We start from the raw sequence: 26,812 nt of genomic DNA on the forward strand, positions 1-26,812 counted from the left end.
GTGCGTGGCCAGTGATTCCGGTGTTGTCGGTGGTCGCATCTAGCGTCTGATTCGACACGAGGTCACCCAGCACGTCGGCCTCCTCGTCGATCGCCGGTAGGCGCGACCACCCACGATTTCGAAGGAGAACGGCCATGGCCAAGGCACCCACCACCCCCAACCCGTCAGCATCGGGCGACAAGATCAAGTCGCTCGACACCGTGATGGCTCAGATCGAGAAGGCCCACGGCAAGGGCTCGATCATGCGCCTCGGCGAGGACGTGCGTCCTCCGATCGAGGTCATCCCCACCAGCTCGATCGCGCTCGACGTCGCGCTCGGCATCGGTGGCCTGCCCCGTGGCCGTGTCGTCGAGATCTACGGCCCGGAATCGTCGGGTAAGACGACGGTCGCGCTCCACGCCGTCGCCAATGCGCAGAAGGCCGGCGGCATCGCGGCCTTCATCGACGCCGAGCACGCGCTCGACCCGGAGTACGCCCGCAAGCTCGGTGTCGACACCGACTCGCTGCTCGTCAGCCAGCCCGACACGGGTGAGCAGGCGCTCGAGATCGCGGACATGCTGATCCGTTCCGGTTCGCTCGACATCATCGTCATCGACTCGGTCGCTGCGCTCGTGCCCCGCGCCGAGATCGAGGGCGAGATGGGTGACAGCCACGTCGGTCTGCAGGCGCGCCTCATGTCGCAGGCACTGCGCAAGATCACCGGTGCGCTCAACTCGACCGGTACGACGGCGATCTTCATCAACCAGCTGCGCGAGAAGATCGGTGTCATGTTCGGCTCCCCGGAGACGACGACCGGTGGTAAGGCCCTCAAGTTCTACGCGTCCGTTCGCATCGACGTGCGCCGCATCGAGACGCTCAAGGACGGTTCGGAGCCGGTCGGCAACCGCACTCGCGCCAAGATCGTGAAGAACAAGGTGGCGCCGCCGTTCAAGCAGGCGGAGTTCGACATCCTCTACGGCCAGGGCATCTCGCGCGAGGGTGGCCTCATCGACATGGGTGTCGAGCAGGGCTTCGTCCGCAAGTCGGGTGCCTGGTACACGTACGAGGGCGACCAGTTGGGGCAAGGCAAGGAGAACGCCCGCACCTTCCTCAAGGACAACCCGCAGCTCACGGATGAACTCGAGCTCAAGATCAAGAAGAAGCTCGGCATCATCCCTGACGACGACGCGGTGCTCGAGGGCCTCGACCCGGACGCGCCCATCGACGCCGAGGTCATGGTCGACTTCTGATCGACGCCACGACGCGGCGGTGACGCCCCAGCTCCGACCGGGGATTGACGTCGCCGCGTGTGGGAGACGGTGAGCGTGACACATGCCTTCACGACCTGACGACGTCAGGCAGTCTCTGGGGCTGCCCGACTTCGTCGACCCCGTCGACGTCGGCGAGGCGAGCCTCGCCGCGTCACAGACGTGGGGCGACGAGCGACCGGCCACGGCGCGCGGCTTGTCGACCGGCGACCCTGCCGCCGGAGTCGCTCGTCCCTTCGGCTCGGCGGGCCACGAAAGCCGCTTCGCCGGTGACGACAGTGGTGACGGCGACAACGCCAGCGCCCGGCCCGGCCGCGCCGGGCGCCGGCGCCAGGGCCGGGGCGGTTCGGCGTCCGGGTACGGCCAATCATCGTTCGGTACGTCGTCCTTCGGCGCCTCGTCCTCGGGCGTAGGCGCGCGCTCAGGCGCCAAGCGCAAGGCCAAGAAGCAGCTGACGTGGGCCGAGAAAGCCGAGCGGCGCGAGAAGCGGGCAGCGGCGCGACGGGAAGCCGAGGCAGCTGAGCGCGAGAAGGACCCGATCGGGTACGCGCGCGAGATCGTCCTCACGCAGCTCACGGCGATGCCGCGCAGCCGCTCGCAGCTCGCCGACAAGCTGCGTGAGAAGGAGGTGAGCGAGGACGTCATCGACGTCGTCCTCGACCGCATGGAGGACGTCGGGCTCGTCGACGACGAGGCCTATGCCGCCATGCTCGTGCGTTCGAAGCTCGCCTCCCGGGGGCTCGCCCGTCGCGCGCTGCGTCAGGAGCTCAAGCGCAAGGGCATCGACGACGACGTCGCGACCGTCGCGCTCGAACAGGTCGACGACGATGTCGAACGCGAGCAAGCTCTCGTCCTGGCGCGCAAGAAGATGGTGACGATGAGCCGGCTTGACGAGCCGACGCAGACGCGCCGCCTCGCCGGGCTGCTCGCTCGCAAGGGCTACTCGGGCGAGCTCGTGTGGTCCGTCATCCGTCAGGTGCAGGAGGAAGCGTCATGAGCGAGCACGAATCAGGCCCCGTAGCGCCCCGGAACCCGACCACGCCGACCGGCGTAGACTTGGACAGCCATGGCTAAGACGTATGAGGTGCGCACCCACGGGTGCCAGATGAATGTCCACGACTCCGAGCGCATCTCGGGGCTGCTCGAACAGGCCGGTTACACCGACTTCGCGGCGCTTCCGGAGACGGAGCGCTCCGAGAACCCCGATCTCGTCGTGTTCAACACGTGCGCCGTCCGCGAGAACGCAGCGAACAAGCTCTACGGCAACCTCGGGCACCTGCGTCCGACGAAGGACGCGACGCCGGGCATGCAGATCGCCGTCGGCGGCTGCCTCGCGCAGAAGGACCGCGCGACGATCGTCGAGCGCGCGCCGTGGGTCGACGTCGTCTTCGGTACGCACAACGTCGGCTCGCTGCCCGCCCTGCTCGATCGTGCCCGTCACAACGCCGAGGCCCAGGTGGAGATCCTCGAGAGCCTCGAGGTCTTCCCCTCGACGCTCCCCACGCGTCGCGACTCGGCCTATTCCGGCTGGGTGTCGATCTCCGTCGGCTGCAACAACACGTGCACGTTCTGCATCGTGCCGGCGCTGCGCGGCAAGGAGAAGGACCGTCGCCCCGGTGAGATCCTCGCCGAGGTGAAGGCCCTCGTCGCGCAGGGCGTCGTCGAGATCACGCTGCTCGGGCAGAACGTCAACACCTACGGCGTCGAGTTCGGCGACCGTCAGGCGTTCAGCAAGCTGCTGCGCGCGTGCGGCGAGATCGAGGGCCTCGAGCGGGTGCGTTTCACGAGCCCGCACCCCGCGGCGTTCACCGACGACGTCATCGACGCGATGGCGGAGACGCCGAACGTCATGCCGAGCCTGCACATGCCGCTGCAGTCGGGCAGCGACAAGGTGCTCAAGGACATGCGCCGCAGCTACCGCAGCAAGAAGTTCCTCGGCATCATCGAGAAGGTCCGCGAGAAGATGCCGGACGCGGCGATCACGACCGACATCATCGTCGGTTTCCCCGGCGAGACGGAGGAGGACTTCCAGGGCACCCTCGACGTCGTCGAGGCCTCCCGCTTCAGCTCGGCGTTCACGTTCCAGTACTCGATCCGCCCTGGCACGCCGGCCGCGACGATGGACGACCAGATCCCCAAGGAGGTCGTCCAGGAGCGTTTCGAGCGCCTCATCGAGCTGCAGGAACGCGTCTCCTGGGCGGGCAACCGCGAGCAGGAGGGGCGCACCGTCGAGGTGCTCGTCGCGCCGAGCGAGGGCCGCAAGGACGCCGAGACGCACCGCATGTCGGGCCGGGCGCGGGACAACCGTCTCGTCCACTTCGCCGTGCCGGAGGGTGCCGAGCGCCCGCGCCCCGGTGACATGGTGACGGTCGACGTCACGTACGGCGCGCCGCACCACCTCGTCGCCGACTCCGGTCTCGACGGCGGCACGTACAGCGTGCGCCGCACCCGCGGTGGTGATGCCTGGCAGGCGTTGCAGGACGCGGCGGCCGACGGTACGCCGACCGGCGCCGCGAAGCCCGCCGTCAGCCTCGGCATGCCGTCGATCGGGCAGCCGCAGATGCCCGTCGCGACGGCGCCAGCCTGCGCCGCGAACTGAACCTCGCGCGGCAGCGACGGCGGCGCTGACCATCGCGCCGCCGCACGTGAGGCACCCACGTCGGCTCGTCCGGCGATCTCGTCATGACAGGAGCAGGATTCCCACGAGTGCGCAGCTGACGCCGCAGGCGCCGCGCGGTTATCGGCGCGGCACCAACGGCTACACCCGGATCACGACCGCGCTGTTCGCGGCGGGGATGGCGACGTTCATCTCGATGTACTCGGCGCAGGCCGTCCTGCCGCAGCTCGCTCGCGAGTTCGATGTCTCCCCGGCGACGTCGGCGCTCGCCGTCAGCGCGACGACGGGCGTGCTGGCCTTCGCGATCGTGCCGGCGAGCATCCTGTCGGAGCGGTTCGGGCGCATCCGTGTCATGGCGGCGTCGGCTCTGGTCTCCGCGCTCATCGGCCTGCTCATCCCGCTCGCGCACGATCTCGGTGTCGTGCTCGCCGGTCGCGCGCTGCAGGGCCTGACGCTCGCGGGCGTGCCGGCCGTCGCCATGGCGTACCTCGCGGAGGAGGTCGACGGGCGCGATCTGGGCGCCGCGATGGGCCGTTATATCGCGGGCACGACGATCGGTGGGCTGTCGGGGCGCCTCGTCGCGGGGCTGGCCCTCGACGTCGTCAGTTGGCGGTGGGCGATGGAGGCGGCAGCCGTCGTGGCCCTCGTCTTCACGGCCGTCTTCGTGCGCCTCGCGCCGCCGAGCCGGTTCTTCGCGGCCAAACCGATCGGTGTTCGAGCATCGATGCACAACGTCGCGACGCATCTGCGCAACGCACGCGTCATGGCGCTCGTGGCGATTGCGTTCCTGCTCATGGGCGGGTTCGTGTCGCTCTACAACATCCTCGGCTTCCGTCTGCTCGACGAGCCGTTCGCGCTGCCGCAGGCGCTCGTCAGCCTCGTGTTCGTCATGTACCTGTCGGGGACGGTGACGTCGGCGTGGGCGGGGCGCCTCGCCGACCGGTTCGGCCGCGGCCGGGTGCTGCTCGCGTCGATCGCGTTCATGCTCGTCGGTCTCGCCCTCGCGTGGATCGACTGGTTGCCCGGCGTGCTCGTCGGCATGCTCGTGTTCACGGGAGCGTTCTTCGCCGCTCATTCGAGCGCTAGCGGTTGGGTGAGCGCCATGGCCGACGAGCACCGCGCGGAGGCCAGTTCCCTCTACCTTTTCGGTTACTACACGGGCTCGTCCGTCGTCGGGGCGCTCGTCGGGCTGCCGTTCTCCCGCTCCGGCTGGGCGGGTGCGAGCCTCTTCGTCGGCGCGCTCGTCGTTCTGGCGGCGCTCATCGCGGCGTGGCTGGTCGCCGTCACGCGACGGACGCAGGCCGCGGCCACGCCGGGCGCCTCATGACCGGCGCATCCGCCACAATGGATGCCGTGAACGGCACTCCCGCGCCCTTGGAGGTCATCGCGCTCGTCGGCCCGACGGCGACGGGCAAGAGCGACCTGTCGCTCGACCTCGCCGAGCGTCTCGGCGGCGAGATCGTCAACGCCGACGCCTCCCAGTTCTACCGCGGCATGGACGTCGGGACGGCCAAGCTCGCGCCGCACGAGCGTCGGGGCATCCCGCATCACCAGATCGACACGCTCGACATCCTCGACGAGGCGACGGTCGCTCGCTTCCAGGAGGGAGCGCGCGCCGACATCGCCGCCATCCTCGCGCGCGGCCGGCGCCCCATCGTCGTCGGCGGTTCGGGCCTGTACGTGCGCGCCGCGCTCGACGTCCTCGACATCCCGCCGACGGATCCGTTGGTGCGCGCCCACTTCGAACAACGCGCGGTGGCCGAGGGTTCCGGCGCCCTGCATCGCGAGCTGGCCGCGAAGGATCCGCAGGCAGCACGCGACATCCTCGCAAGCAACGTGCGGCGGGTCGTGCGGGCCCTCGAGGTCATCGAGATCACCGGGCGCCCGTTCAGCGCGAGCGCGCCGACCAAGACCTTCCTGCGCCCGACGATCGTCCTCGGTCTGCAAGCCGACCCAGACGTCCTCGTCGCCCGCATCGAACGCCGCGTCGACCTCATGTGGGCCGCCGGAATGCTCGACGAGGTGGGCGCCCTCGACGCCCGCGGCCTGCGTCAGGGCCGCACGGCGAGCCGCGCGATCGGTTACAGCCAGGCGCTGCGCCAGCTCGACGGCGACCTCGACGAGGCCGCAGCGAAGGCCGAGACGGCCATCGCGACGCGCCAGTTCGCGCGCCGTCAGCGCGCCTGGTTCCGGCCCGATCCGCGGCCGGTGTGGCTGCCGTTCGACGCTCCCGATCTGCTCGATCGTGCGCTCGCGGAGATCGTCGCCTACGCGCCGGAGCGGCACGGCGCGGTGGCGAAACCTGACGCCGACGCGGTGTGACACGATGAGCGCGTGACGCGCATCCACTTCACCAAGGGCCACGGCACGCAGAACGACTTCGTCCTCGTTCCCGACGAATCCGGCGAGCTCGACCTGACGCCCGACCAGGTCGCCTACCTGTGCCACCGCCACGCCGGCATCGGCGCCGACGGCGTCATCCGTGTCGTGCGCACGGCGAACGTGCCCGAGGTCGCCCATCTCGCGCCGCAGGCGACGTGGTTCATGGACTACCGCAACGCTGACGGCTCGCTGGCCGAGATGTGCGGCAACGGCACGCGCGTCTTCGCCGAGTACCTGCGTTCCCGCGGTCTCGTGAGCGGTGACGAGGGGGCGCCGTTCGTGATCGCGACGCGTGCCGGGCTCAAGGAGATGGTGGCCGTGCCGCACGGCTGGGCCGTCGACCTCGGCCAGTGGCGCCTCGCCCGCGCAGAGGAGGCCGAGCGGCGGGGGATGGACTCGGTCGTCCAGGTTCACGGGTCACCGGACCCGCTGCCCGCCCTGAGCCTCGACCTCGGCAACCCGCACACCGTCGTTGCGCTGCCGCCGTCGGTGCACCTGTCGGCCCTGGACCTGAGCGACGCTCCGCACATCGACCCGCACCCCGAGCAGGGCTCGAACGTCGAGTTCGTCCACGCCATCGAGCACGCGCACATCGGCATGCGCGTCCACGAGCGCGGCTCGGGGGAGACCCGCTCATGCGGCACCGGCGCGGCTGCCGCGGCGCTCGCGACGTGGTGGTGGGGCGGCCAGCCGGCCGATCAGGTCGACTGGCGCGTCGACGTGCTCGGGGGCACGCTCGGTGTGCACATCAAGGGCACCGAGGTCGCGCTGTCCGGCCCCGCCGTGCTCGTCGCCGACGGCGAGATCGACCTGTCGCAGCTGTGAGGCTGCCTCTGTGACTGCTCGCGTCAGGCGTCGCTGCTGCGGCTGACGTCGTCGGACGCCGGCAGCGGCAGCGGCCCGCCGTCGTCGAGGCGTCCGATCGCGAGGATGCGGAATCCCTTGACGCTCGTCAGCCGCTCGATCGCATACGACGAGCCGAGCTGCTCGGCGAGCCACTTCTGCAGCGAGTCCGAGCCGAGGTTGCGCTGCACGACGAGATAGGCGTGCCCGCCGACGACGAGGCGCGGCAGCCATGTCAGCAACAGCTCGTGCAGCACCTTCTTGCCGACCCGGATCGGCGGGTTCGACCAGATGAGGTCGAACCGGACGTGGTCCGGCACCTGCGACGGCTGCGCGACGGCGACGTTCGAACACCCCTGCGCCGCAACGTTGTCGGCACACAGGTCGAGCGCACGACGGTTGACGTCGACGCCCCAGACCTGCGCTGACGGGGAGCGCAGCGCGAGCGTCGTCGTGATCGGGCCCCACCCGCAACCGACGTCGAGGAACGTCCCGCTCGGCGGCGGCGTCGGAGCGTGGTTGAGCAGGACGGCGGTACCGGCGTCGAGGCGATCGGGGCAGAAGACGCCGGGTGCTGTCGTCATCGAGACCGCGCGGTCGGCGAGGCGGAGCGTGAGGGTGCGACGCTCGTCGGCGGAGGCGGGCTCGGCGCTGAAGTAATGGTCGTTCATCAGGGCCCAGCCTACGGCGTGTCCGTGGGGCATCCGGAAGCCGCAACCACGCAGCCACCCGAGGCGATCAGCCCAGACGACCGGCCGCTGCCTCCATGCGCGACGGGACTAAATCGGTGGCCCCGGACGTTCTCTCCTGCGACGATGCTGGTGCGGCTCTCGCTTGCGAGACAATGAACCGCACCGCAACGAACGACGACCTTCGACGTGAGGATCCAGCCCTGAACGAGCGCAACCCCGCCGACTTCCTGTCCCGCCGAGCCCAGGCTCTCGCCGACAGTGACGACGCGACCCCCACCTACGACGAGCGCGGCTTCGTCGTCGACGCCTATGACGGCGACCAGTTCGAGCGCGAAGAACGCGCGGCGCTGCGACGTGTCCACGGTCTGTCGACCGAGCTCGAGGACGTCTCCGAGGTCGAGTATCGCCAGCTGCGCCTGGAGAAGGTCGTCCTCGCGGGCGTCTGGAGCGAGGGCAGCGCCGAGGACGCGGAGAACTCGCTGCGCGAGCTCGCCGCGCTCGCCGAGACGGCCGGTTCCGAGGTGCTCGCCGGCGTCGTGCAGCGCCGGCTGCGACCCGACCCCGGCACGTGGCTCGGCAAGGGCAAGGCCGAGGAACTCAAGGAGATCGTCATCGCCGAGGGCGCCGACACCGTCATCGCCGACGGCGAGCTGGCGCCCAGCCAGCGACGCGCGCTCGAGGACGTCGTCAAGGTCAAGGTCATCGACCGCACCGCGCTCATCCTCGACATCTTCGCCCAGCACGCGAAGAGCAAGGAGGGCAAGGCCCAGGTCGAGCTCGCCCAGATGCAGTACCTGCTGCCGCGTCTTCGCGGTTGGGGTGAGTCGATGTCGCGTCAGGCCGGCGGCCAGGCCGCGGGCGGTCAGGGCATGGGTTCGCGCGGTCCGGGTGAGACGAAGATCGAACTCGACCGTCGTCGCATCAACACGCGCATGGCGAAGCTGCGCCGCGAGATCGCTGAGATGAAGACGACGCGCGACACCAAGCGCAGCGGCCGACGTCACAACAACGTGCCGAGCGTCGCCATCGCGGGGTACACGAACGCCGGCAAGAGCTCGATCCTCAACCGCCTCACCAACGCGGGCGTGCTCGTGCAGAACCAGCTGTTCGCGACGCTCGATCCGACGGTGCGTCGTGCCGAGACGGCTGACAGGCGCGCCTACACCCTCGCCGACACCGTCGGGTTCGTGCGCGACCTGCCGCACCAGCTCGTCGAGGCGTTCCGTTCGACGCTCGAGGAGGTCGCGGACGCCGACCTGCTCCTGCACGTCGTCGACGGTTCGCACCCCGACCCCGAATCTCAGATCTCCGCGGTGCGCGAGGTGCTCGCCGACGTCGATGCGAGCGACGTCAAGGAAATCATCGTCATCAACAAGGCCGACGTCGCCGACCCCGACGTCATCGATCGGCTCATGCGCCACGAGAAGTACGCGATCGCGGTGTCGGCGCGCACCGGCGCGGGCCTGCCCGAGCTGCTCCAGCTCATCGCCGACGAGTTGCCGAAGCCGGAGCGCCGTGTCGACGTCCTGCTGCCGTACGAGCGCGGCGACCTGCTCAGCCGCCTCCACGCGGACGCGGAGGTCCTCTCGATCGAGCACCGCGGCGAGGGCACCTACGTCCACGCCAAGGTGATGCCGGAGCTCGAGGGTGAACTCCAGGCGTACCTGACGAACGCCTGAAGCCACGCCGTCGCGAGTTCAGCGACGGCCGACGACGAGCCACCACTGTCACGCTCCCGTGAGGATGGCGGCTCGTCGGCGCCCACGCGGGTGAGATGGCTCACCTGTCAGACGGCGCGGTGGTGTGTCCCACACTTCACCTAAAATGCGGGGGTGTCATCGACTTCCCGCCCTACCGCCACCGCGGAGCACCGCCGTCTCGCCCAGGCGCCGAAGGACAGCGACCCCTGGCGGCTGTGGGGGCCGTACATGGCGTCGCGGCAGTGGGGGACGGTGCGCGAGGACTACTCGGCCGACGGCAACGCGTGGGCGTATCTGCCGTTCGACCAGGCGCACCAGCGCGCCTACCGCTGGGGCGAGGACGGCCTCGCAGGCTTGTGCGACCGGTTCGGTTTCTTCAATGTCTCCCTCGCCATGTGGAACGGCAAGGACGACCGACTCAAGGAACGCCTGTTCGGGTTGACGAACAACGAGGGCAACCACGGCGAGGACGTCAAGGAGGTCTGGTGGCCGACGGACGCGACGCCGACGCACTCGTGGGCGAGCTGGCTCTACCGCTACCCACAGGCCAAATTCCCCTACAACCATCTGCGGGCCGAGGCGGCGCAGCGTTCGCGAACCGACGACGAGTACGAGCTGATCGACACGGGTGTCTTCGCCGAGAACCGCTTCTTCGACGTCGAGGTCAAGCACGCGAAGGCGAACCCGACCGACCTGTGCCTCGAGTACACCGTCACCAACCACGGGCCCGATGCGGCACCGCTCGACCTCGTCCCGCAGGCCTGGTACCGCAACACCTGGTCGTGGGGGCGCGACGACCGGGAGCCGTCGATCTCACTCGTCGACGCGAACACCGTGCGCGCCGAGCACGGCTGGCTCGGCGACTACGAGCTGCATGCCGACGGCAGCCCGCGCATCATCTTCTGCGACAACGAGACGAACGAAGGTGCCGTCTTCGGCCACGAGTTCAACCGTCGCGAGCTGACCAAGGACGGCTTCGACGCTCGCATCGTGCACGGTGACAGCGAGGCGATCCGCCTCGACTACGGCACGAAGGTGGGGTTCTGGTACCACTTCGACGACATCGGCCCGGGCGAGAGCGTCACCGTCAGGCTGCGGATGCGCGGGGTGGGCCGTTCTACCGCGCACCAACCGAAGGGCACCGCCCACCAGGAGCCGCCGCCCGGCGATCCCGCATTCGGTGAGGGTTTCGACATCGTCATGCGCACGCGCCGCGACGAGGCCGACGAGTTCTACGACGCCGTCATCCCCACCTCCGCCTCGCGCGACGACCGGCACATCGCGCGTCGTGCCTTCGCGGGTCTGCTGTGGGGCAAGCAGCTCTACCGCTACTACGTCGACGAGTGGCTCGCCGGCGACCCGGCCGGCGAGGCGCCGCCGCTGTCGCGCGTCACCGGCCTCGACGGGCGCCCGGGGCGCAACGTCGGATGGCGGCACCTGGCGCTCGCGGACGTCATCTCGATGCCGGACGAATGGGAGTACCCGTGGTTCGCCGCGTGGGATCTGGCGTTCCACACGGTGCCGCTCGCGCACATCGACCCCGAGTTCGCCAAGCATCAACTCGTCCTCATGTGCCGCGAGTGGGCGCAGCACCCGAACGGCCAACTGCCCGCGTACGAGTGGGCGTTCGAGGACGTCAACCCGCCCGTCCACGCCTGGGCGTGCTGGCAGGTGTACGCCATCGACGGCGGCCAGGATCAGTCCTTCCTCATCCAGGTGTTCAACAAGCTGCTGCTCAACTTCTCGTGGTGGGTCAACCGCAAGGACGCCGACGGGACGTACCTGTTCGAGGGCGGCTTCCTCGGCATGGACAACATCACACTCTTCGACCGCTCCACCGACGTGCCGCCCGGCTACAAGCTCGAACAGTCGGACGCGACGAGCTGGATGGCGTTCTTCTCCCAGTCGATGCTGCGGATGGCGCTCGAGCTCGCGCGGCGCGAGCGCGGCTACGACAACGCCGCGACGACGTTCCTGCAGTACTTCATCAACCTCGCCCGGGCGATGGACCGCACGAGCCCCGACGTCGTCTCCAGCCTGTGGAACGAGGAGGACGGCTTCTTCTACGACGCCCTGTCCGACCCGGCAGGCCACATCACGCAGCTTCGCGTGCGTTCGATGGTGGGGTTGTTGCCGCTCATGGCCGTGCTCATCGCGCCGAGCTGGGTGCAGCACGAACTGCCCGACTTCGTCCGTGAGGTCGAGTGGATGATGGAGCGCGAGCCCGCGATGATGAAGGCGATCGCGCAGGCCGAGCACGACTCGGGCGGTGAGAAGCTGACGCTGTCGCTCATCTCCAAGCGCCGACGGGATCTGCTGCTCAAGCGATTGTTCGACGAGGAGGAGTTCCTCTCCGAATACGGCATCCGTTCGCTGTCGGCCGCCTACCGCGAGGAGTACACCGCCCAGATCGGCGGGCGGGAGATGTCGATCCACTACACGCCGGGCGAGTCCGACATCGACCTGTTCGGCGGTAACTCGAACTGGCGTGGGCCTGTGTGGTTTCCCGTCAACTTCCTCGTCGTCGACGCGCTGCGCCTCTACGCGGCTTCGACGCCTGGCGACACCGAGTACGAATACCCGACGAACTCGGGCCGGTTCATGAAGCTGTCCGACATCGTCCTCGACCTCGAGGATCGCCTGACGAACCTGTTCCGTCTCGCGCCGAACGGACGCCCGGGCGATCAGCGCGAGTACCCCGAGGGCCCGCTGTGGGACGAGCACGTGACGTTCAGCGAGTACTTCCACGGTGACACCGGCGTCGGCCTCGGCGCCGCGCACCAGACGGGCTGGACCGCGCTCGTCGCGCACTACATCTGCTCCGACCACGCGCCGGCGCTGCCCGGTTTGCTGCCGGGGGAGTGACGTCGTCGTCCCCAGTCGTGACGGCTGGGGGCGCCGTCAGGGTGGCGGCGCAGGCTGATCCACAGCCCCGGCGCGCTCGAGTCGGTGCCGCGGTACGCGCTGGCCTAGGGTTGGGGCATGCCCGAACTGCCCTCCCTCGATGAGCTCATGTCTGCCGCCGTCAGTGGGGTGGGTGGGGTGCCGCGCCCCGGCCAGGCGAAGATGGCGCAGGCCGTCGAGCACGCCATCGAGACGGGCGAGCACCTGCTCGTCCAGGCGGGCACCGGCACCGGAAAGTCGCTCGCCTACCTCGTTCCCGCGATCCGGCACGCGTTCGACGTCAACAAGCCGGCCGTCGTCGCGACGGCGACGCTGGCGCTGCAGGCGCAGATCGTCGACCGCGACATGCCACGCCTCGCCGATGCCCTCGAGCCGCTGCTCGGGCGGCGTCCGACGTACGCGCTCGTCAAGGGCCGGCGCAACTACCTGTGCCAGCACAAGCTGACGGGCGGCTACCCCGACGACGACGCCGACACGCTGCTCGGTGTCGGCCAGGTCGACGCCGACGCGGGTCGCACGGGCCGCGAGGTCGTCCGGCTGCGCGAGTGGGCGAACGAGACCGACTCGGGGGATCGTGACGAGCTCGTGCCCGGCGTCTCGGAGAAGGCATGGCGGCAGGTGTCGGTCTCCAGCCACGAATGCCTCGGCAGCAAGTGCCCCGTCGTCGAGGAGTGCTTCGTCGAGCTGGCGCGTGCCGACGCGAAGGAGGTCGACGTCGTCGTCACGAACCATTCGTTCATGGCGATCGATGCTTTCGAGGGCCGCCAGATGCTGCCCGAGCACGACGTCGTCGTCGTCGACGAGGCGCACGAACTCGTCGATCGGGTGACGGCGACGATCACCGACGAGCTGACGACGGGCACGATCAGCGCCGCCGCGAAACGGTGCGGGCGCCTCGCCGACACCGACGACCTCAAGCGCTCGGCCGACCTGCTCAAGGACGCCCTCGAGCAACACCAGGAAGGGCGGCTGCTCGGGCTGTCCGACCCGCTCGAGATGGCGATCCGCGCCATCCTCGACGCGGCACGCTCGATCGCGAGCGAGCTCAAGCCCAAGAACCCGCAGGACAATGACGGCGTGCGTCAGATGGCGCGCGCGGCGATCGACGACATCTTCTCTACCTGCGAGCGCATCCTCGAAGAACGCGAACTCGACGTGCTGTGGATCTCGCACAATGCGCGCGCGAACATCACGGCGCTGCGGGTCGCGCCGATGAGCGTCGCGATGCTCATGCGCGACAAGATCTTCGGCGAGCGGACCGTCGTCATGACGTCGGCGACCCTCGAACTGGGCGGCAGTTTCGACGCTGTCGCCGGCACGCTCGGCCTGCGCGGCGCGGGTGGCCCGGCGTGGAACGGCCTGGACGTCGGCTCACCGTTCGACTACCCCAAGCAGGGCATCGCCTACGTCGCGCAGCACCTGCCCGCGCCGGGGCGCGACGGCATGTCCGAGCAGGCGTTCGACGAGATCGAGACGCTGATCCGCGCCGCGGGCGGGCGCACGCTCGGGCTTTTCTCCTCGATGCGCGCCGCGCAGAGCGCCGCCGAGGCGATGCGCGAACGCCTCGGCGACGACTTCCCCGTCCTGTGCCAGGGCGAGGACCAGATGGGCACGCTGGTGCGCCGTTTCGCCTCCGACGCGAACACCTGCCTGTTCGGCACGATGACGCTGTGGCAGGGCGTCGACGTGCCCGGTTCGAGCCTGCAGCTCGTCATCATCGACCGCATCCCGTTCCCTCGCCCCGACGACCCGCTCGCCTCGGCGCGCTCGCAGGCCATCGCCAAGATGGGTGGCAACGGGTTCATGGCAGTCTCCGGCACGCACGCGGCGTTGCGGCTCGCGCAGGGTGCCGGTCGCCTCATCCGTCATGCCGACGATCGCGGCGTCGTCGCCTTTCTCGACTCGCGCATGATGACGGCGCGCTACGCCGGGTTCCTGCAGCGGTCGCTCCCACCGTTCTGGCCGACGACGGATCGCGCGCTCATCCTCAAGGCCCTCGCGCGCCTCGACGAGAACGCGCCCCCGATCCGCGCCGTCGCGGAGGCCGGCACCCGCTCGACGAAGGCGCCGACGAAGAAACCCGCGACGTCACAGCAGGCCGGGCAGGCCGGTGCCGACGCCGCGTCGGGGGCGAGGCGTGAGGAGGCGCGCTCCCGGGCCCTGGCCGCGGCGCAGGCGGCCGGCGTCAGCGGCATGGGCACCGCCAGCGCGCTGCAGGCACCCCCGCCGAAGCCTGCCCCCGTCGAGGAGAGCGCCCGCACCGCCGTCACCGACGGGCACGCCTGGACGGCCGAGGCCGACGAGGAACTGCGCGAGGGCATCGGCATGGGCCTGACGCTCGACGAACTCGCCGATCACCTCGAGATGAGCGAGGACGCCGTCGTCGCGCGCTGCGAACAGCTCGGCCTGCGCCCGCAGGGATCCTGACGTGGCGGATGGCGCATCGTGTGGCGCGGGTGCGTTGTCGGTGGCGAGTGAGAGGGTGACGGCATGAGCGACGTCCCGCAGATCATCCTCGTCACCGGGCCCGAGCGCATCCTCGCCCAGCGCGCCGTCGAGGAGAGCCTCGAGGCCATCACGGCCGCGCACCCGGAGGCCGAGATCGTGCGCATCGACGTCGCCGAGTACCAGCCCGGGCGTCTCACGACGGAGTTGTCGCCGAGCCTGTTCGGTGGGCGCCGCGTCATCGTCGTGCGTGACTTCGACGAGGCGCCGGACGCCCTTGTCGACGAGCTCGAGGACGCGCTGAAGGTCGGTCTCGACGACGCCAACCTCATCGTGCTGCACAAGGGCGGCAACCGCGCCAAGCGCGTGCTGGATGCACTCAAGAAGGCGAAGGCGCGCGTCATCGAGGCGCCGGCGATCAAGTCGGATCGCGACAAGTCGGCGTTCGTCATGAACGAGTTTCGTCGCGCACGCCGCCGCATCACACCCGAGGGCGTGCGGGCGCTGCTCGAGGCGGCCGGCAAGGACACCTCGGAGCTCGCCGCGGCGTGCCGTCAGCTCGTCGACGACACGAGCGGCATCGTCGACGAGAACACCGTCGGCACCTACCACGGCGGCAAGGTGGAGGCGACGGGCTTCCGCGTGGCCGACGCGACCGTCGCCGGCAACGCGCCCGAGGCCCTGCGGCTGCTGCGCCACGCGTTCGCCTCCGGGGTCGATCCCGTGCCAATCGTCGCCGTCCTCGCCTCGCAGCTGCGCCAGGTCGCCAAGGTCGCCTCGGCCGGCAGTGGACGCAGTGCGGATCTCGCGAAGCAGCTGGGGATGCCACCCTGGCAGGTCGACAAGGCGCGGACGGCGTCGCGCGGATGGGACGGCGTCCGTCTCGGACGCGCGATCCAGGCCGTCGCCGCGGCCGACTTCGCCGTGAAGGGTGGTGGACGCGATCCGCAGTACGCCGTCGAGCACGTGGTCCTCGAGATCTGTCGTCAGCGCCACGCGCCGAGCGAGCGTCACTGACGGCCTCGGGCCCGCCGCCCCGATTGCGCCGCGCGGTCGCTCGGCTGGTAGATTTGAGCGAGTGCGTGTGGGCTCAGGTCGTGCGCACACGCAACAGCAGTAACCAGCGGTCTCTCATCGCCAGGTGTCCCCACGCCATATCCGAGAGGCCGTCTGTCGCCCTCACGACAGAACACATTCGACCGAAGAAGTGAGATTTTCGTGGCAAACATCAAGTCGCAGATGAAGCGGATCAAGACGAACGAGATTCGTACCGAGCGCAACAAGGCCTACAAGTCCGAACTGCGCACGTGGATCCGCAAGTTCCGCGCCGAGGTCGAGGCCGGCAACAAGGACGCCGCGTCGACGGCCCTCGCTGCTGCCTCGCGCAAGCTGGACAAGGCTGTCTCCAAGGGAGTCATCCACAAGAACCAGGCCGCCAACAAGAAGTCGGCCATGGCGAAGCAGCTCAACCAGATCTGATCGTCGTGGTGCTTCGCGAGAAGCGCTTCGCATGACGTGGGCCGTCACCTTTCGAGGTGGCGGCCTTCGTCATGCCAGGGCCCGGGCGGGCCGAGGGCGAGGCGACGCGCTGCCCGAGCCGGCCAGCGCGGGAAAACGCCGACGACGTGCCCCCGGCCGCCCTGACATAATGAGCCGGAACTTTCGCGGGGCCTGCCCGCACCGACGCGATGTGAGGACGATCCCTTGAGCGAGACCGAACACAGCCAGCGCTACACCGCGGAACTGGCGGGGCAGATCGAGCGCCGCTGGCAGGACGCGTGGGAGGAGGCAGGCACCTTCGAGGCCCCCAACCCGAGCGGACCGTGGGCGGACGAGCAGGGCGTCGCCGGGCGTGAGAAGGTCATGATCCAGGACATGTTCCCCTACCCCTCGGGTGCGGGGCTGCACGTCGGTCACCCGCTCGGCTACATCGCGACGGACGTCTACGCGCGCTATCAGCGCACCCAGGGCAAGAACGTCCTCTACACCCTCGGCTACGACGCGTTCGGGCTGCCGGCCGAGCAGTACGCCGTTCAGACGGGCCAGCACCCGCGCAAGACGACCGAGGACAACATGGTCAACATGCGTCGTCAGCTGCGCCAGCTCGGGCTGTCGCACGACGCGCGCCGCACGTTCGCGACGATCGACCCGTCGTACTACAAGTGGACGCAGTGGATCTTCCTGCAGATCTTCGACGCCTGGTACGACCCGGACGCGAGCAAGGCCCGCCCGATCGACACCCTCGTCGAGGCGTACGAGAGCGGCCGCGTCGCGACGCCGTCGGGCGAGGCGTGGGGCGACCTCGACGCCGCTGGGCGCGCTGAGGCGATCAACGCGCGCCGCCTGGCGTACAAGTCGGACGCCCCCGTCAACTGGTCGCCGGGCCTCGGCACCGTCGTCGCGAACGAGGAGGTGACGGCGGACGGCCGCACCGAGCGCGGCAACTTCCCGGTGTTCAAGCGCAACCTGCCGCAGTGGATGATGCGCATCACCGACTACGCCGACCGTCTCGTCGACGATCTCGAGCGCCTCGACTGGCCCGAGTCGATCAAGCTGCAGCAGCGCAACTGGATCGGGCGCAGCAACGGCGCGTCGGTGCGTTTCGACGTCGCGACCCAGGCCGGTTCGCGCGAGCAGATCGAGGTCTTCACGACGCGTCCCGACACGATCTTCGGCGCGACGTTCATGGTGCTCGCACCGGAGCACCCGCTGCTCGAGACGATCGTCCCGGAAGCCTGGCCGGCAGGGACGAATGAGTCGTGGACGGCGGGTGCCGGGACGCCGCGCGACGCCGTCGCCGCCTACCGCCGTGAGGCCTCGCGCAAGAGCGACGTCGAGCGTCAGGCGGGGGAGAAGGGCAAGTCGGGTGTGTTCACCGGTGCCTTCGCGACGAATCCCGTGACGGGTCGGGCGGTGCCCGTGTTCGTCGCCGACTACGTCCTCATGGGCTACGGCACCGGCGCGATCATGGCCGTGCCCGCGCAGGACGAGCGTGACTGGGAGTTCGCGCAGGCCCACGGCCTCGACATCGTGCGCACCGTCCAGCCGAGCGAGGGCCACCCGGAGGATCAGCCGTACACGGGCCAGGGCGCCGCGATCAACTCGTCGACGGCCGGGCTGTCGCTCGACGGCCTCGACATCGAGACGGCGAAGACGAAGGTCATCGAGTGGCTCGAGGCCAACGAGCGCGGCACGGGCACGACCACGTACCGCCTGCGCGACTGGCTGTTCTCGCGTCAGCGCTACTGGGGTGAGCCGTTCCCGATCGTCTACGACGAAGACGGGACGGCCCACGCGCTGCCGGAGTCGATGCTGCCCGTCGAACTGCCCGAGGTAGCCGACTACTCGCCGAAGACGTACGACCCGGAGGACGCCGAGTCGATGCCCGAGTCGCCGCTGTCGCGCGCCGACGAGTGGGTCAGCGTCGAACTCGACCTCGGCGACGGTGTCAAGAGGTACACGCGTGAGACGAACACGATGCCCAACTGGGCCGGTTCGTGCTGGTACGAGCTGCGCTATGCCGACCCCGCGAACACCGAGCGCTTCGTCGACGCGGGGTGCGAGGAGTACTGGCTCGGCAAGGGCCGCGGCTTCGGCAAGGGTGTCGCGAACGACCCGGGCGGCGTCGACCTGTACGTCGGTGGCGCGGAGCACGCCGTCCTGCACCTGCTGTACGCGCGCTTCTGGCACAAGGTGCTGTTCGACCTCGGCCTCATCTCGAGTGAGGAGCCGTTCCGCAAGCTGTTCAACCAGGGCATGGTCCAGGCGTACGCCTTCCGCGACGGGCGCGGCCAACCCGTGCCGGCCGCGGAGGTGCGCGAGCGCGTCGAGGGCGACGAGACGATCTACGAGTGGCATGGCCAGCGAGTCACCCGCGAGTACGGGAAGATGGGCAAGTCGCTCAAGAACGTCGTGACGCCCGATGAGATGTGCGACACCTACGGTGCCGACACGTTCCGCGTCTACGAGATGTCGATGGGTCCGCTCGACGCCTCGCGACCGTGGGAGACGCGCGCCGTCGTCGGATCACAGCGCTTCCTGCAGCGCCTGTGGCGCAACGTCGTCGACGAGAACACCGGTGAGCTGCGGGTCGACGAGGAGGGGATGGACGAGGCCACGACACGCCTCGTGCACCGCACGATCGACGGCGTCACCGGCGACTACGAGAACCTGCGCTTCAACACGGCCGTCGCGAAGCTGATCGAACTCAACAACGCGCTGACGAAGCTCGACGCCGTGCCGCGCGAGGCCGCGGAGGCCATCGTCCTCATGACGGCGCCGCTCGCCCCGCACCTCGGCGAGGAGCTGTGGCGCCGCCTCGGACACGAGCAGAGCCTCGCGTTCGAGCCGTTCCCGACAGCCGACCCGGCGCACCTCGTGCAGGGCACCGTCGTCGCCGTCGTCCAGGTCGCGGGCAAGGTGCGTGACCGTCTCGACGTCGCCGCCGACATCAGCGAGGCCGACCTCGAGGCCGCGGCGCTCGCCAGCGAGAAGGTGCAGAACTTCCTCGAGGGCAAGCAGGTGCGCAAGGTCATCGTGCGCGCGCCGAAGCTCGTCAACATCGTCGCGGGCTGATGGCTCGAGCCGGTGGCAGGGCCGGTCGGGTCGGTGTCGTCACCGACTCGACCGCCTGCCTCCCCGCCGAGTTGGTCGCAGCCTGCGCGCCTGACGCGGCGAGCCTGCTGAGGGTCGCGCCGCTCAACGTCACGATCGGCGACGTCACGCGCCCCGAGGACGAGTTGGGGGCTGACGCGGTCGCCTCCGCACAGGCCGAGGGGATAGCGGTGACGACGTCGCGCCCGTCACCGGCGGCGTTCGTCGAGGCCTACCGGGCGCTCGCGGACGCCGGATGCACGAGCATCGTGTCGCTGCACGCATCGCAGGCGTTGTCGTCGACGGTGAGCTCGGCGCGGCTGGCGTCGCTCGAGGCGGGGTTGGACGTCGAGGTCGTCGACTCGCGCACGCTGGGCATGGCGCTCGGTTTCGGCGTGCTCGCGGCGCTGCGCTGGTCGCAGGCCGGGTATGACGTCGACGCCGTGGCCGAGGCGGCGCGCGCCACGTGCGCGTCGTCGCGCACGGCGTTCTACGTCGACTCGTTGGAACCGCTGCGCCGCGGCGGGCGGATCGGGCGAGCCGGGGCTCTGTTCGGCTCGGCGTTGTCGATCAAACCGCTGCTGCAGGTCGACGACGGCGTCATCGCGCCGCTCGCGCGCGTGCGATCGCGGGGCAAGGCCGTCGAGCGGCTCGGGACGTGGGCTCTGGCTCAGGCCGAGAACCTCGGCGAGGGCGAACGCGTCTGCGCCGTGCACTCGCTGCAGCACTCCGAGTTGGCGCAGGTGCTCGTCGACCGGTTGGGCGGTGGCGCGTCCCCTGGGGCGGGGCGGGACGGTGAAGCGCGTTCCGCTGAAGCGAGCTCGACCGGTTCGTCTGGGGGTTCCGGTGACGATGCGACGGGGCCGGCCGGGCCGGGCGGCCGGGCTGAGGGTCCGCGAGCGGGCGGTGACGCAGGCGCGGCGGGCCCCGATGCGGCCGACCAGGTTGGCGACGTGGCTGCGCTCGGAGCGCCCTCGCCGGACGGAACACGGGGCGACGGTGCCCGCGCTGCAGCGGAGGCCGACGCCGCGTCGTCGTCAGCCGTGCGGTGGGCGATGGCGCCGGTGCAGGCGCGCCTGGGAGCCGTCGTCACCGCGCACGTGGGCGCCGGAGCACTCGGCGCCGTCGTCGCGGTGATGCCGGAACCGCCGGGCTGACGACGGCTGCTGCGAGCCGCATCGGGCGCGCCTCTTCCACAGCTGTGACGGCCACGGGCCCATCCGGCACGCGCCTGCACTCGTTTCCACACCTTCGGCTCGCGTCAGCGAGCGTGGAGGGATGGGGCTTCTTACCGTCGAGGCATGACCCGCAGAACGCTGCCCGAGACCGACGACCGGCTCGACGAGGTGCTCGCCGAGATCGAACGCGCCCGCCACGAACCGACGTGGGTGCCCGAACCGGAACGCACCGCCCGCCGACTCGTCCGAGCACCGGACGGCCTCGAGGACGCCCGATGGCGTCCCTCGCGTCCGGCTGCCCTGCTCATCGGCGTGTGCGCGGTGCTCGCCGTCGCCGTGCTGGGGCTGCGTCTGCTGCTCAGTTCCGGAGATGACGGTGCGGCACCGAAGGCGCTCATCGCGTCGTCATCGCCGCGTATCGCCGGGAGCGCCAGCGTGGCGACGACGGGGAGTAGGGGTGCTGCGGCGACGCCGTCTCACAGCACTGCCATGGCCTCGGTCGCCGGCGCGACGAGCGGCGCGCCTCTCAGCATTCACGTCGTCGGGGCGGTGCGGCGCCCGGGCGTCGTCCAGGTGCCGGCCGGAAGCCGCGTCGCGGATGCCGTGACGGCGGCCGGCGGGATGTCGGGTGCCGACGCGACGGCGATCAACCTGGCTCGGCCGCTCGTCGATGGGGAGCAGGTCCACGTCCCCCGCCCGGGCGAGAGCGTCCCCCCGCCGGTGCCCGTGGCGCCGGCTGCAGGGGCCACCGCACCGGGCGCTCCGGCGGCCGTGGCGGGCCCGACTGCTCCGGGAGCGCCCGGTGGCGGGGCCGCGGCCGGGGGCGTCGTCAACGTCAACACCGCGGACGCGACATCGCTCGACGCGTTGCCCGGGGTCGGGCCGGTTCTCGCGCAGCGCATCGTCGAGTGGCGTGAGAAGAACGGTCGGTTCTCGAGCGTCGACGAACTCGGTGAGGTCTCCGGTATCGGCGACAAGATGCTCGATCGCCTGCGCAGCAAGGTCACCGTGTGAGTCTCGGCGGCCACGACATGCGGCTGTTGTCGGCCGCGTGCGTCGCCTGGGCGGCCCTCGCCACCCTGCTCTCAGCTCGCCCCGACCCCGCGATCGTGGTCGTCGTCCTCGCCCTCGTGACGATCGTCGCCGGGGCCCTCGCGTTCGGGACGCGCTTGCCTGGTCTACGGGCGGACCAGTCAGCCCGAGCCCGGCACGAGGGCGAGGACGACGAGAATCCGGCGTCATCACACGGGTCGGGGTGGGCGCTCTGGGCGCTGCTGGTCATCGCGCTGACGACGATCGTCCTCGCTGCGGCGCAGGTGACGTTGGCGCACGAGGAAGCCGGGCCGGTGACGACGCTGGCCCGTGACCGCGCCGTCGCGACACTCGAGGCGAGAGTGACGGGCCAGCCGCACCGGGTCGTCGGTGCCCGAGGCGACGAGCGCTTCGTCGTCCCGGCCCAGATCGACCGCATCACGGCGCGCGGACGCACGCAGGAGGTCGCGACGCCCGTCATCCTCGTCGGCGATCGTCGGTGGACGAACCTCACCTGGCAGTCCCACCTGCGGGCGCGCGGGCGTCTGGCCCCATCGCAGCGTCTCGGCGCGGCGCGCGCCGTCGTGCAGGTCAACGGCGCCCCGGACGTCGTCGGCGCTCCGCCCTGGGTGGTGACGACACTCGAACCTGTTCGGGCCGGGCTCGTCGGCGCCTCGTCGCAGTTGCCGGACGACCCCGCCGGCCTGTTGCCCGCGCTCGTCGTGGGCGACACGGCCCATCTACCGGACGACCTGACGGACGCGATGAACGCCACCGGCATGTCGCACCTCAACGCCGTGAGCGGTTCGAACGTGACGGTCGTCCTCGTCGCGACGATGTGGTTGTTGGGGTGGTCGCGCACGTCACGTCGGGTGCGGGTGGCCCTGGCTCTCGTCGCGCTCGCCGCGTACGTCGTCCTGTGCCGACCCGAACCGAGCGTGGTGCGCGCGGCCGCGATGGGTGCCGTGGGAGTGCTCGGCACGTCGTGGGGACGCGAACGCGCCGCCTGCCCGGCGCTCGCGGCAGCCATCGTCGGATTGTTGGTGTGGGATCCGTGGCTGGCCGTCAGCGTCGGCTTCGCCTTGTCGGCGCTGGCGACGCTCGGGCTCGTTCTGTTCGCGCGACGCTGGTCGCAAGCCCTGCTCACGAAGCTCGGTTCGCGGCGCGGCCGGTTCGTCGACGGGATGGTCGAGATCACCTGCGTCCCGCTCGCCGCGCAGGCGCTGTGCCTGCCGGTGCTCGTCGCCCTCAATTCGTCGGTGTCGTGGGTCTCGATCCCCGCGAACGTCGCGGCCGAGCCGTTCGTCGCGCCGGCGACGCTCGGTGGCATGATTGTGTCGACCGTCGCCGTCATCGCTCCGACGCTCGCAGGGTGGCTCGTGTGGTTGCCGGGGCTGCCCACCTGGGTGATCTGCGCAGTGGCCCGCCTCGCTGACGCCGTCCCCGGCGGCTCGGTGCCCTGGCTGCAGGGGCTGGCCGGAGTCGTGCTCGCCATTGTCGTCGTGGTCGTGCTCCTGTGCGCGTGGCGGGCCATCGTCTTCACCGGTCGCTTCGGTCTCGTCGCGCTCGGGGTCGCGGGGGCGCTCCTGGCGGCTGTGCTCGCGCCGTTGCCGGGGGAGTCGGCCGCACCGCCCGCGTGGGTCTATGCGCAGTGCGCGGTGGGTCAGGGGGATGCCGCGCTCGTGCGCACCGGGGCGACGCGCGCCGTCATGATCGACGTGGGGCCTGCCGACGGCCATCCCGCGCAATGCCTCGAGCGTCACGGCATCACGACGCTCGACGCCGTCATCCTCACCCACTTCCACGCCGACCACGTGGGTGGACTGGCTGAGGTCTTGCGTGCTTCCGACGCTCCGGTGGCGGTCCTCGGAACGTGGGTCATGGAGGGCGCTCAGGAGAGCGAGGGACTCAAAGGCCGCGGTGCAGCGGCGTCGTCACGATCGCGCGGCGAGCAGGGCGCGTTGGGTTCGGTGCAAGCAGCGCTCGAACAGCCTCGGGCTTCGCTCGGGGCGCTCGCACCGGGACAACGCCTCGTCATCGGCGAGGTGACGATCGAGGTGCTGTGGCCGCGCCGCGTCATGACGGAGGGGTCGGTGCAGAACAACGCCTCACTCGTGCTCGACGTATCGGCGCCCGCGTATCACGCGCTCATGCTGGGCGATTGCGAACGTGAGGCGCAGGCCGCGGTGATCGAACAGGTGCGTCAGAGCGCCCGGCGACGCGCGTTCGACCTCGTCAAGGTGGCGCACCACGGTAGCTCCAACCAGAACGAGCGCCTCTACGAGGCGGCGGCCGCGCGTCAGGCCGTGATCGGGGTGGGCGCCGGCAACGACTACGGTCACCCGACGAAGAAGACGCTCGAACTGTTGGCCCGGCACGACGCGCGGGTGTGGCGTACCGACACGCAGGGTGACGTGGACGCCCTCGCGACGGGTGGCTCGATCAGCCTGCAGGCTCAGCGATGAGCGTGCTGCGCGCTCGGCACCCGTGCTGCCGCGTCGGCGAGGGCTTCGAGGGTGGCGGTGACGGCGGGGACCCGCTGCAGGTCGGGTGTCGTCACGGCGAACACGCAGCGCCGGCTCGACGGCAGCAGCGGCAACGTCACGACGTCCGGATGCGACGTGGAGCGCAGGATCAGCTCGGGAATGAGCGCGACGCCGAGGCCCTCCGCGACGAGGCCGAGAACGGTGACATAGTCCTCCGTCTCGAACGCGACGTCGGGCGCGTAACCGGCGCCCTGGGCGAGGCTGACGAGGTGGCCACGGCATCGGGGGCACCCCGCGATCCACGAGGCGTCGCTGAGCTCCTCCATGCGGACGCTCTCGGCTGCGGCGAGGGGGTGATCGCGCGGGACGGCGAGACGCACGTCGTCGTGCAGGAGCCCGCGGGTGAGGAACGGGTCCAGGTCCTCGCCTGCGGGGAGCGGGTCCGCGTCGTCGTACGTGAACGCCACGGCGACGTCGCAATCGCCGGCACGCAGGCTCGCCAGGGATTCCGGGGGTTCGGCCTCGGCGAAGCTGACCTTGACGTCTGGGAACCGCTCCTTGACGAGTGCGAGGGCGCGCGGGACGAGCGTTGACGATGCCGACGGGAACGCCATGAGGCGCACCCGCCCGGCGCGCAGCCCCGCGATGGCGGCGACCTCACCCTCGGCGGCCTCGAGGGCACTGAGGACGGGCGTCGCCGTGCGCGCCAGCACCTGCCCGGCCTCCGTCAGCCGCACCGAGCGGCCGAGGCGCTCCACTAGAGCCGTCCCGGTCTTCTCCTCGAGACGGCGCACCATCTGCGACACGGCCGGCTGAGAATAGCCGAGAGCGGCAGCGGCGGCGGTGAAGCTGCCCTCGTCGCTGATCGCCTTCATGACGCGGAGCCCGGCTGCATCGATCATGCACCAAGAATAACGTGCTCTTATCCATTGTTGAGACAATCGAACGCAGACCTATGGGAGGGGCAGGATGATGAGCGGCGTCGCGGAACTGACCGATTTCGTGCGCGCGGGAGGGCTGTTCGTCCTCACCGGCGCCGGCATCTCGACCGAATCCGGCATCCCCGACTACCGGCGCCCCGACGGCACGCGCCGCACGGTTCCCATGACATACCAACAGTTCCTCGCCACCCACGAGGCGCGTCAACGGTACTGGGCGCGCAGTGCCGTCGGCTGGGAGATCTTCGACGCGGCGGAACCGAACGTCGGGCACGTCGCGCTGGCGCGACTGCAGGGTGGCGGCCTCGTCGATCACCTCGTGACGCAGAACGTCGACGGCCTTCATGCGCGTGCCGGTGCCCGCGACGTCACCGAGCTGCATGGGTCGCTCGAGCACGTCGTCTGCGTCGCGTGCGGGACGCGGGAAGGGCGCCGTGGCTTCCAGGTGCGCCTGCGCGAACTCAACCCCCAGCTGCCGACGCAGGCGCGCCTGCTCGCCGACGGCGACGCGGACGTGGCGGTCGAGCTGGAGCGCGGTGTCATCGTGCCGGCGTGCCTGCGCTGCACGGCCACGACGGTGAAGCCGGACGTCGTCATGTTCGGTGAGTCCGTCGCTCCTGAGGTCGTGGAGGCGCAGATGCGGGCAGTGGAACGCTGCCGGGGCGTGCTCGTGCTCGGCAGTTCGCTCAAGGTGATGTCGGGTTACCGGTTCGTGCTCGCCGCCCTCAAGCAGCAGAAGCCGGTCGCCCTCGTCGGGCTCGGCGCGATGCGTGGCGAGGAGCGGGTCGACCTCGTCGTGCGCGAACCCCTCGGCCCGACCCTCACCGCCGTGTGCGACGCGCTGGGGCTCGACCTCGCGACGTCCTGACGTCTCGGCGTCGAACGTCGGGGCGCAGAAGGGGCTGAGAGTCGAGTTGCAACCACACGCTGGACCGATCCGCGCGGCGGGGCCAGCGCCTCAGATGCTGCGCAGGACGGCCGTGACCTTGCCCATGATGCTCGCGTGGTCGCCGTCGATCGGGGAGTAGGCCTCGTTCGCGGGCATGAGCCACGTCTTGCCCTCGCTGCGGCGCAGCGTCTTGACCGTGGCCTCCGAGTCGAGCAGTGCCGCGACGATCTCCCCGTTGGCGGCGTCGGCCTGGCGTCGCACGACGACCCAGTCGCCCTCGCAGATGGCCGCATCGATCATCGAGTCGCCCACGACGCGCAGCAGGAACAGCTCGCCGTCACCGACGATCTGACGCGGTAGCGGGAAGACGTCCTCGACGGCCTGCTCGGCGAGGATCGGGCCACCGGCCGCGATGCGGCCGACGACCGGCACGTATGACGGCGTGGGTCGCTCGTCGCCCGAGCCCGTCTCGTCGTGCTGCGACTCGGATAGCGCAGACACGGCGTTGCCGCGGTAGCCGCGGGTCGCCGCGCCCGAGTCGGGGGAGACGACCTCCATGGCGCGCGGGCGGTTCGGGTCGCGGCGCAGGTATCCCTTGCGCTCGAGTGCGGCGAGCTGATGGGCCACCGAACTCGGGCTCGTCAGACCGACGGCCTCGCCGATCTCACGCAGGCTCGGGGGGTAGCCGCGCTCGTCAACGGAACGTCGGATCACGGTGAGCACCTTGTGCTGGCGTGGCGTCAGCTTGCCCGGCGTGCGCTCCTGCATCGAATGAACGTCACCCATGGTGTGACCCCTCCTGGTCCTCGTCGCACATCGGTGGTCGCGGTGGCGACACGTGCACCCTCCGGCGGGGCGGAAATGCC

19 protein-coding genes are annotated in these 26,812 nt (G+C 70.3%); 16 read left to right on the plus strand and 3 right to left on the minus strand.

What is annotated here, in order from left to right:
* Positions 1 to 203: 203 nt before the first annotated feature.
* From recA to dapF, 6 genes are all read left to right on the plus strand, one after another.
* Positions 204 to 1,229 carry a recombinase RecA gene (gene recA, locus ABH936_RS00470; RefSeq protein ID WP_369815079.1) on the plus strand — a complete coding sequence of 342 codons (1,026 nt, stop codon included), beginning with the start codon at positions 204 to 206 and terminating at the stop codon, positions 1,227 to 1,229.
* Positions 1,230 to 1,311: 82 nt separating this feature from the next.
* Positions 1,312 to 2,244, plus strand: coding sequence for a regulatory protein RecX (locus tag ABH936_RS00475; RefSeq protein WP_404602047.1), 933 nt, complete (start codon positions 1,312 to 1,314; stop codon positions 2,242 to 2,244).
* Between the two features lie 69 nt (positions 2,245 to 2,313).
* Positions 2,314 to 3,846: a tRNA (N6-isopentenyl adenosine(37)-C2)-methylthiotransferase MiaB gene (gene miaB, locus ABH936_RS00480; protein WP_288756449.1), complete on the plus strand. Its 1,533-nt coding sequence runs from the start codon at positions 2,314 to 2,316 to the stop codon at positions 3,844 to 3,846.
* A gap of 46 nt (positions 3,847 to 3,892) precedes the next feature.
* The gene (locus ABH936_RS00485; protein ID WP_404602050.1) at positions 3,893 to 5,191 is read left to right on the plus strand and encodes an MFS transporter; all 1,299 of its coding nucleotides are present in this window, start codon (positions 3,893 to 3,895) and stop codon (positions 5,189 to 5,191) included.
* Between the two features lie 17 nt (positions 5,192 to 5,208).
* Positions 5,209 to 6,186, plus strand: a complete 978-nt coding sequence (gene miaA, locus ABH936_RS00490) for a tRNA (adenosine(37)-N6)-dimethylallyltransferase MiaA (protein ID WP_404602051.1) — start codon at positions 5,209 to 5,211, stop codon at positions 6,184 to 6,186.
* A gap of 12 nt (positions 6,187 to 6,198) precedes the next feature.
* Positions 6,199 to 7,071: a diaminopimelate epimerase gene (dapF, locus tag ABH936_RS00495; RefSeq protein WP_288756446.1), complete on the plus strand. Its 873-nt coding sequence runs from the start codon at positions 6,199 to 6,201 to the stop codon at positions 7,069 to 7,071.
* 23 nt (positions 7,072 to 7,094) lie between these two features.
* Here dapF and ABH936_RS00500 read toward each other — a convergent pair whose 3' ends face one another.
* Entirely contained in the window at positions 7,095 to 7,760 is a 666-nt protein-coding gene (locus tag ABH936_RS00500; protein ID WP_288756445.1) for a class I SAM-dependent methyltransferase, read from the minus strand.
* A 173-nt stretch (positions 7,761 to 7,933) separates the two neighbouring features.
* On the opposite strand from ABH936_RS00500, the gene hflX reads away from it, so the two are divergent.
* From hflX to ABH936_RS00545, 9 genes are all read left to right on the plus strand, one after another.
* Complete coding sequence (hflX, locus tag ABH936_RS00505; protein WP_404602053.1) at positions 7,934 to 9,460, plus strand: GTPase HflX; 1,527 nt, start codon at positions 7,934 to 7,936, stop codon at positions 9,458 to 9,460.
* Positions 9,461 to 9,613: 153 nt separating this feature from the next.
* Positions 9,614 to 12,346, plus strand: coding sequence for an MGH1-like glycoside hydrolase domain-containing protein (locus tag ABH936_RS00510; RefSeq protein WP_288756443.1), 2,733 nt, complete (start codon positions 9,614 to 9,616; stop codon positions 12,344 to 12,346).
* Between the two features lie 117 nt (positions 12,347 to 12,463).
* A complete protein-coding gene (locus ABH936_RS00515; protein WP_281712070.1) occupies positions 12,464 to 14,812 on the plus strand; it encodes an ATP-dependent DNA helicase in 2,349 nt (782 codons plus the stop codon).
* A gap of 63 nt (positions 14,813 to 14,875) precedes the next feature.
* Positions 14,876 to 15,847 (plus strand): DNA polymerase III subunit delta, encoded by a 972-nt coding sequence (holA, locus tag ABH936_RS00520; RefSeq protein WP_281712071.1) that lies wholly within the window; start codon positions 14,876 to 14,878, stop codon positions 15,845 to 15,847.
* 201 nt (positions 15,848 to 16,048) lie between these two features.
* Positions 16,049 to 16,309, plus strand: a complete 261-nt coding sequence (rpsT, locus tag ABH936_RS00525) for a 30S ribosomal protein S20 (protein WP_006944584.1) — start codon at positions 16,049 to 16,051, stop codon at positions 16,307 to 16,309.
* Between the two features lie 225 nt (positions 16,310 to 16,534).
* Positions 16,535 to 19,405 carry a leucine--tRNA ligase gene (leuS, locus tag ABH936_RS00530; RefSeq protein WP_404602057.1) on the plus strand — a complete coding sequence of 957 codons (2,871 nt, stop codon included), beginning with the start codon at positions 16,535 to 16,537 and terminating at the stop codon, positions 19,403 to 19,405.
* Positions 19,405 to 20,580, plus strand: a complete 1,176-nt coding sequence (locus ABH936_RS00535) for a DegV family protein (RefSeq protein WP_404602059.1) — start codon at positions 19,405 to 19,407, stop codon at positions 20,578 to 20,580. The genes leuS and ABH936_RS00535 overlap by 1 nt, the downstream gene beginning before the upstream one ends.
* A 144-nt stretch (positions 20,581 to 20,724) precedes the next feature.
* Complete coding sequence (locus tag ABH936_RS00540; protein ID WP_404602061.1) at positions 20,725 to 21,615, plus strand: helix-hairpin-helix domain-containing protein; 891 nt, start codon at positions 20,725 to 20,727, stop codon at positions 21,613 to 21,615.
* The gene (locus ABH936_RS00545; RefSeq protein ID WP_404602063.1) at positions 21,612 to 24,098 is read left to right on the plus strand and encodes a ComEC/Rec2 family competence protein; all 2,487 of its coding nucleotides are present in this window, start codon (positions 21,612 to 21,614) and stop codon (positions 24,096 to 24,098) included. Before ABH936_RS00540 ends, ABH936_RS00545 begins: the two co-directional genes overlap by 4 nt.
* On the opposite strand, the gene ABH936_RS00550 is transcribed toward ABH936_RS00545, so the two are convergent.
* Positions 24,089 to 25,021 carry a LysR family transcriptional regulator gene (locus tag ABH936_RS00550; RefSeq protein ID WP_006946558.1) on the minus strand — a complete coding sequence of 311 codons (933 nt, stop codon included), beginning with the start codon at positions 25,019 to 25,021 and terminating at the stop codon, positions 24,089 to 24,091. The genes ABH936_RS00545 and ABH936_RS00550 overlap by 10 nt on opposite strands.
* Before the next feature lie 70 nt (positions 25,022 to 25,091).
* Between ABH936_RS00550 and ABH936_RS00555 the strand changes: the two genes are divergently transcribed.
* Positions 25,092 to 25,925: a Sir2 family NAD-dependent protein deacetylase gene (locus ABH936_RS00555; protein WP_197418913.1), complete on the plus strand. Its 834-nt coding sequence runs from the start codon at positions 25,092 to 25,094 to the stop codon at positions 25,923 to 25,925.
* Positions 25,926 to 26,015: 90 nt separating this feature from the next.
* On the opposite strand, the gene lexA is transcribed toward ABH936_RS00555, so the two are convergent.
* Positions 26,016 to 26,732: a transcriptional repressor LexA gene (gene lexA, locus ABH936_RS00560; protein ID WP_006946650.1), complete on the minus strand. Its 717-nt coding sequence runs from the start codon at positions 26,730 to 26,732 to the stop codon at positions 26,016 to 26,018.
* Between the last annotated feature and the right edge of the window lie 80 nt (positions 26,733 to 26,812).

This window comes from Dermacoccus sp. GAS27A (assembly GCF_044909235.1).
Taxonomy (GTDB): Bacteria; Actinomycetota; Actinomycetes; order Actinomycetales; family Dermatophilaceae; genus Dermacoccus; species Dermacoccus nishinomiyaensis.

Excerpts from the sequence above, each read along its gene's own strand:
- ABH936_RS00515 (WP_281712070.1), top strand. The coding sequence starts at position 12,464 with ATGCCCGAACTGCCCTCCCTCGATGAGCTCATGTCTGCCGCCGTCAGT.
- miaB (WP_288756449.1), top strand. The coding sequence starts at position 2,314 with ATGGCTAAGACGTATGAGGTGCGCACCCACGGGTGCCAGATGAATGTC.
- ABH936_RS00500 (WP_288756445.1), bottom strand. The coding sequence starts at position 7,760 with ATGAACGACCATTACTTCAGCGCCGAGCCCGCCTCCGCCGACGAGCGT.
- hflX (WP_404602053.1), top strand. The coding sequence starts at position 7,934 with ATGAACCGCACCGCAACGAACGACGACCTTCGACGTGAGGATCCAGCC.
- ABH936_RS00535 (WP_404602059.1), top strand. The coding sequence starts at position 19,405 with ATGGCTCGAGCCGGTGGCAGGGCCGGTCGGGTCGGTGTCGTCACCGAC.
- recA (WP_369815079.1), top strand. The coding sequence starts at position 204 with ATGGCTCAGATCGAGAAGGCCCACGGCAAGGGCTCGATCATGCGCCTC.
- holA (WP_281712071.1), top strand. The coding sequence starts at position 14,876 with ATGAGCGACGTCCCGCAGATCATCCTCGTCACCGGGCCCGAGCGCATC.
- ABH936_RS00550 (WP_006946558.1), bottom strand. The coding sequence starts at position 25,021 with ATGATCGATGCAGCCGGGCTCCGCGTCATGAAGGCGATCAGCGACGAG.
- lexA (WP_006946650.1), bottom strand. The coding sequence starts at position 26,732 with ATGGGTGACGTTCATTCGATGCAGGAGCGCACGCCGGGCAAGCTGACG.
- ABH936_RS00540 (WP_404602061.1), top strand. The coding sequence starts at position 20,725 with ATGACCCGCAGAACGCTGCCCGAGACCGACGACCGGCTCGACGAGGTG.
- ABH936_RS00475 (WP_404602047.1), top strand. The coding sequence starts at position 1,312 with ATGCCTTCACGACCTGACGACGTCAGGCAGTCTCTGGGGCTGCCCGAC.
- miaA (WP_404602051.1), top strand. The coding sequence starts at position 5,209 with ATGGATGCCGTGAACGGCACTCCCGCGCCCTTGGAGGTCATCGCGCTC.
- ABH936_RS00555 (WP_197418913.1), top strand. The coding sequence starts at position 25,092 with ATGAGCGGCGTCGCGGAACTGACCGATTTCGTGCGCGCGGGAGGGCTG.